General features: G+C 52.9%; 4 protein-coding genes, 1 tRNA gene and 2 pseudogenes. All 7 read left to right on the forward strand.

Annotation, left to right across the window (positions count from 1 at the left end; all coding sequences use genetic code 11):
- Positions 1 to 276 (forward strand): annotated as a pseudogene (locus GFD18_RS10790) (circularly permuted type 2 ATP-grasp protein); the annotation flags it as partial.
- Between the two features lie 195 nt (positions 277 to 471).
- Positions 472 to 1,275: a transglutaminase family protein gene (locus GFD18_RS10795; RefSeq protein ID WP_163200023.1), complete on the forward strand. Its 804-nt coding sequence runs from the start codon at positions 472 to 474 to the stop codon at positions 1,273 to 1,275.
- 147 nt (positions 1,276 to 1,422) lie between these two features.
- Positions 1,423 to 1,508, forward strand: a tRNA-Ser gene (locus GFD18_RS10800).
- Positions 1,509 to 1,717: 209 nt separating this feature from the next.
- On the forward strand, positions 1,718 to 3,169 hold the full coding sequence (locus tag GFD18_RS10805; protein WP_163200024.1) for a zinc ribbon domain-containing protein: 1,452 nt from the start codon (positions 1,718 to 1,720) through the stop codon (positions 3,167 to 3,169).
- Between the two features lie 6 nt (positions 3,170 to 3,175).
- Positions 3,176 to 3,235: pseudogene (locus GFD18_RS11415) on the forward strand (zinc-ribbon domain-containing protein); the annotation flags it as partial.
- A 75-nt stretch (positions 3,236 to 3,310) separates the two neighbouring features.
- Entirely contained in the window at positions 3,311 to 3,820 is a 510-nt protein-coding gene (locus tag GFD18_RS10810) for a hypothetical protein (RefSeq protein ID WP_225433095.1), read from the forward strand.
- Positions 3,821 to 3,822: 2 nt separating this feature from the next.
- Entirely contained in the window at positions 3,823 to 5,148 is a 1,326-nt protein-coding gene (locus tag GFD18_RS10815) for a zinc ribbon domain-containing protein (RefSeq protein WP_163200025.1), read from the forward strand.
- The last annotated feature ends 366 nt before the right edge of the window (positions 5,149 to 5,514 follow it).

Consider the following 5,514-nt stretch of genomic DNA (forward strand, 5'->3'; position numbering starts at 1 on the left):
CGACTCGACCTGTACACGCGCCTGCATGTTTCCCCCACCGAGCTCAAGCCGCCGCTGCGCAAGCTTGTCGACTACGCGATGACGTTGGACGGCATGCCCGTGCCGCAGTGCTTCGTCTCCGGCGTACGCTGGCTCATCGGCCAGCTGCCGGCCCGCGGATACGAGAAGCTCGCCGACCGTCTGCGCGACTTCGAGACCGGCTTCACCGACCATGTGGTCGCATCTCGGCTGAAGCCGCTGATGACCGTCAATCCCACCGACCTCGGCGATCGGTAGTTTTCCGGTATCGCGCCGGCATCTGTCGGTGCTGTCGGTGCTGTCGGTGCTGTCGTGTCGCTCTCATGCGTTTTCGGATGTGCGGCGTAGTCGACGGACCGATACGACTATCCTTGAAGGAAAGTCTGCGGGCCGGCCGTGCGTATGCATCGTGCGCCGCGCATCCGCATATCGGCATAAAAGGAGCTGGATTCGTTGAAGAAACTGTATTTTGATTACGAGATGAAGCTGACGTTTAGCTCGCCCGTAACCGATCATCGTTTCCAGCTCCGATGCATTCCCGCCACCGGTCCCCGTCAGCAGGTCATCGACACCAAGGTGGTCATCGACCCCGCGATCGAGCCCAACACCTCCATTGATTCGTTCGATTCCGTGGTGATGACAGGCTTCCTGCCCGAGCCGCACACGCATTTCGGTTACAAGGTGACGGGCATCGCGTTCGTGGACAATGCCAACATCAAATCCGAAATCTACAAGCCGCTCTACCGGTTCGATTCCGCGCTGACCATCCCCGGTCCGGCGGTCAAGGCGCTGACTGAACGATGCAAGGACCGTTTGCGTCACGAGAAGAACACCGGCTCGCCGGTCGCCGTGGCAACCGTGGTGATGGACGAGGTGTTCAAGTCGTTCGTCTACACGCCGAAGTCCACGACAATTCACACCACCGCCGAACAGGCTCTGGCCCAGGGCAAGGGCGTCTGCCAGGACTACGCGCATGTGATGCTTTCGGTATGCCGCCACGTCGGACTGACCGCACGATACATCGCCGGACTGCTCGGCGGCGAGGGCGCGACCCATGCCTGGGTGGAGGTGTATCACAAGGACCGCTGGATCGGGCTCGATCCCACGCACAACCGGTTGGTCGACGACAACTACATCACCATTGCCCACGGACGCGACTACCGTGACTGCATGCTCGACATCGGTGTGTTCTCAGGCAACAACGTGCAGCAGACGCAGTGGGTAAACGCCTCCGTGCACGAGAAGCCGCAGGCGTAGGCTCGCCAGGTCGTAGGTGTTGACGTAGCTGCGACGGCATGCATTTCCTCAGCTGTAGAACCCTCTATATGACGACACGGGTAATACCTCGATTTTGCAATATCCGTAAAGTGTGGCATACTATTCAAGTTGCGTTTTTGCAGCAATGGATAAGTGTCCGAGCGGTCGAAGGAGCACGCCTCGAAAGCGTGTGAGGGCAACCCCCTCCGCGAGTTCGAATCTCGCCTTATCCGCCCCTAAGGGTTCCGGCTGGTTTAGCCGGAACCCTTTTTCATATTCGTGCCAAGCCAAAATACGCCAAAATCGAATGTGGGTCTATTGGTTCGTGGGGCGCAGTTCAGGATTACGAATCCGCTGGGCGGTCCGCATTCGTGTTGAATAGGGGGGCTTCGCTACGATTGGTGTAGCGAAATTCGAGAGATATATGGGTGAAGGTGCCTCTATGGAAGATAAGTACTGCCGATTCTGCGGAGCGGAATTGCATGAGGAAGCCCTGTTCTGCTCCAAATGCGGGAAAAGGGTGGCTCCGGTCGACGACACGAATCGGCAGTCGATTAGACCGAATCAGACTGTCACTAAAGAGAGTCTGCGAACCGAACCCGATAAGGGTTCCCTTTCGGGCAAGGTTAAGTCTGTTGCTTTGGAATCTCCCTACGATTCCACGGAGTCTGATTCGCGCGATGAGAGTCAAGATGGATCGCAGAACAGCAAAGTCGCGAAGAATAGACGACGTATTGCAATGATTGTCGCATTCGTTGCAATTGTCGGTATCTTAGGTGCAATAGGCATTGTTGGCTACGGCAAGACACGTTGGTTTGATGGAACCGGGAAACCAATCAATCTGAGGGTGTGGAACGGTGCGGATTTTGATTATGACGAGTGGAAAAACAATGCACCGGAGCTCGGCAAAATCACTGATCAATGCGTGAGATATATGCAACCCGCGCAAGAAGGGAAAGCTGCGCAGAATTATTTAAACGACAGCTCGGACGGGCATATTGTCATGACGGCGTGGAGTTCTTCAAAAGGTCGTGACAACGCGCTTCTGATTGGCTTCGGGAATGACGCCAATAACATGGGATCCGTTTTTAACTGCATAAGCAAGGCCGTCGGATATCCGAAAGATGATTTGCAATACGTTTTGGAGAATACCGCCGCAGGCGGTGATGGCAGCCTCGTCGTTCCCTACACCCTTAAACAGGCTTCTTCGGTTCAATTGACACAGACGATGATTGCTAGTTGTCTTCCGTCAACGGAAGGGCAATCGGCTTACACCTACTGTATGATCGGGCAGAATCATTTCTCAGGTTCCCATCAAGAGTCCGATGACGTGGATGATTCCGAGCCGACGACGCAGTCGGATTCCTCGACGTCCAGCAGCAATCAGAATGCCGAGAGCGACGATTCATCGGTAGCGGACGATGATTTCGCTGATTTGTGGACGGCTGTGGCAATCAAGGAGAATCTTTCGAAGATTGCCGGTGAATACTGTCGCAATGATGGTTCTTGTGTGATGATTAAGGCCAACAGCGGCCATACGGCCGGAGACTATTCCACGAAGCCGGGCGAGATTATTTTCACTTCGAGTGGACGGACATTCAATCCCCTGCCGGGCCAGTCGACGGAACTCGGGCTGAGCTTCGCTTTCCAACAGCAGCCTACCACAGTTCCCGATACAATCACTCCCATTGACATGCAAACCATGACCGACGGTTGCAATGCCGCCTCCGACGCCTCGTGTCAGGCAGGTGTCACCTACGTCATGCCGGGTGCGGGGACCAGCCATTTCACTGACCGTGTCGAGTCTGGTAATTCACCTGACAGCAACAAGAGCTATCTCGTCATCGGCTGGCAGACCAAGGTCTCGGATGACACGGTGTTCTATAGGAAGTGATCAATCATGTTCTGTCATAAGTGTGGTGCTCGGATACCGGAGGATTCGCTGTTCTGTCCGAAGTGCGGAGTGTCTGTTCCTCAGCTGCATGTCCCGGCAACATTCATGTCCGGCCCTGCTGGACGGTCGGTCGAGAATCCTATGGGTGCTCCATCTCGTCCCTGCGGGCAAAACAATGCCGATAATAATCCTCGATTGATGCTCAAGGAGACCGTTTTTTCATCGTTCTCTCGTGCGAAGGCCGCCATCGGATTAAAATCGAGCGATTCGCTCAAAATAGGGCTCATAGCCGTGGGGATAATCCTGCTGGTAGCGGTCATTCTGCTGGCGCAGCCCAGCTCGTTGAACAAAGCCATGAACGAGTGCAAGTCTCAGGTCGATTCGGAGCAATGGTCTGACGAAGTGGGCGAGGACAGGTATTTCCAACTAGCTGATCACGGGCATACGTTGACTGTCAGTGGCCTAGATAACTATGACGATGAGATTCTCAGTTGCGTATTCAGCGAATTGAACACGCCGCAGTCAGTGCAGTCAAAGATCCTTCACACCAGAGCTCTTGACGGAACGTTGACCGATTCATGGGGGCGGATAACGATCACTTGGAATTTCCAGCCCAGCGAAGGTCTGGACATCATCTTTGAGGAGAAGTAGCCATGTCTCAATTCTGTCATAAGTGCGGTGCGGAAGTCCCGAATGATTCCCTGTTCTGTCCGAAGTGCGGAGCGAAATTGGATTCGATCGCGGAAAAGAACGAAGTGCACGATCCGGCCGATGTGTCAGTAGTGGAGCAACGGCAGTCTGATGGCGTCGAGGAATTTGATGTCGAGTCTGATGGGGAAATAGACCAAGGTAGGCATGATGTCGTAGATGAATCAGCCCGTAACGCCACGAGTAATGCCGATGCCGAGGACCCTCATTGGTGGAACCGTTCGGATAATCAGGCCGATCAGGCGGCCGAAGCGGCTCGAGAACAGCGAGTGGAGCAACGGGAGCAGAAGTGGAATCGCAGACGCATCATCGTGATAGCCGTGGCTGCGCTGATTGTGATCGCCGTGATTGTTGGCGCGGTGCTGAGTTCCCGATCGAATAAGCAACCTAATAAGAGCCAAGAAGCGTCGTCTGGTAGTGAGTCTGCCTCAAAATGCGTTGCAGTAAGTCAATCTAGCGGTAGCATCTACGACCGCAGTTGTGATAGCGACTCCGAGGACAACCCTTCTGCGACACTGAGGTATCTTTTCAAACAGCTCAGCAGCAAAACCGAAGATGATGAATCTCTCCAGCTAGGAGGCAGAAATACCAGCACTGACGGTGTCCCCTATCTCTTCATCTCCTCGACGGTCGAGAATCTGAATCGAATGAGTGGCGCCTTATGGAATTTTGGTTACGAGATAGGCACTGATCCCTTGTCCTCTGACTTTATTCCGATGATTTCACAAGCAATAAAGGCCGAAGGAAGTGATTTTCTGTTAAAGAGCAGTGACTTTGAGAAATTGACGTCTCTACAATACAAAGTTCCTTATTACCGTTTTACGGTAAAGAATCATGGAGATGTGATTCTGGGGTTAATTGCTTACGGACTAGACAATTCAAGTCAAACGCACGTCGATGTTTTTGTTTACGATGCTGACGATCTTCCTGATTGGATGACCGATATCCATGATTCCAATCAGACGAATCAATCGGATTCCTCGACATCAAGCAGCTCAGTAACCGGTGGACAGGATGATAGCTCGTCGGAGCCCAACGCCGATCATGGAACACCGGATGATGCTGTCGGATATGACAAATATAAGGATTACAACTGTTTTGTTGGCGTTACGGGGGCAGTCGCTCCCTGTAGTTTTGTCTATAAAACAATGAAGGATGGGGATGTGAATTATCTTCCTTTTGGAATGGAGAATAATCCTGATCCCTCTAATAGTTCCGGATACATTCCGGTGGACGAGAACCAGAATGGCATACGTGATAGCGATGAGTAAGATTCTTTTCTGATTCGTATGTACTGGCACATTGGTTTTCTCCAATGACGTGGCATGCGGTGACCCCGTTGATATAACGGGCCATTATCGACGTAGCCAATAAGAAAGGCTCGACTGGAAAATCTGAGCGTTTGAGCGTTATTAGAAACCGTGATAAACCATGAGATACGGGGTGGAGCTGTTTTGTGGAATCCTTGTTTCCCTTTATTCTCAATGTGTAAGCAACGATTTACGTTAGTTACTCGCCTTATCCGCCCTTAAGGGTTCTGGCCAGTTGGGATGGTCGGAACCGGGCTATAGGAACTTTTGTGGTGTTTTAGGTTTGTCTTATCTCCGTTCTGAGTGACGGCCACGTCCTGCCCTTGC

Source organism: Bifidobacterium saimiriisciurei, assembly GCF_010667655.1.
In the GTDB taxonomy this organism is placed as follows: Bacteria; Actinomycetota; Actinomycetes; order Actinomycetales; family Bifidobacteriaceae; genus Galliscardovia; species Galliscardovia saimiriisciurei.

Coding starts and splice junctions, on each gene's coding strand:
- GFD18_RS10805 (WP_163200024.1), top strand. CDS start 1,718: ATGGAAGATAAGTACTGCCGATTCTGCGGAGCGGAATTGCATGAGGAA.
- GFD18_RS10810 (WP_225433095.1), top strand. CDS start 3,311: ATGGGTGCTCCATCTCGTCCCTGCGGGCAAAACAATGCCGATAATAAT.
- GFD18_RS10815 (WP_163200025.1), top strand. CDS start 3,823: ATGTCTCAATTCTGTCATAAGTGCGGTGCGGAAGTCCCGAATGATTCC.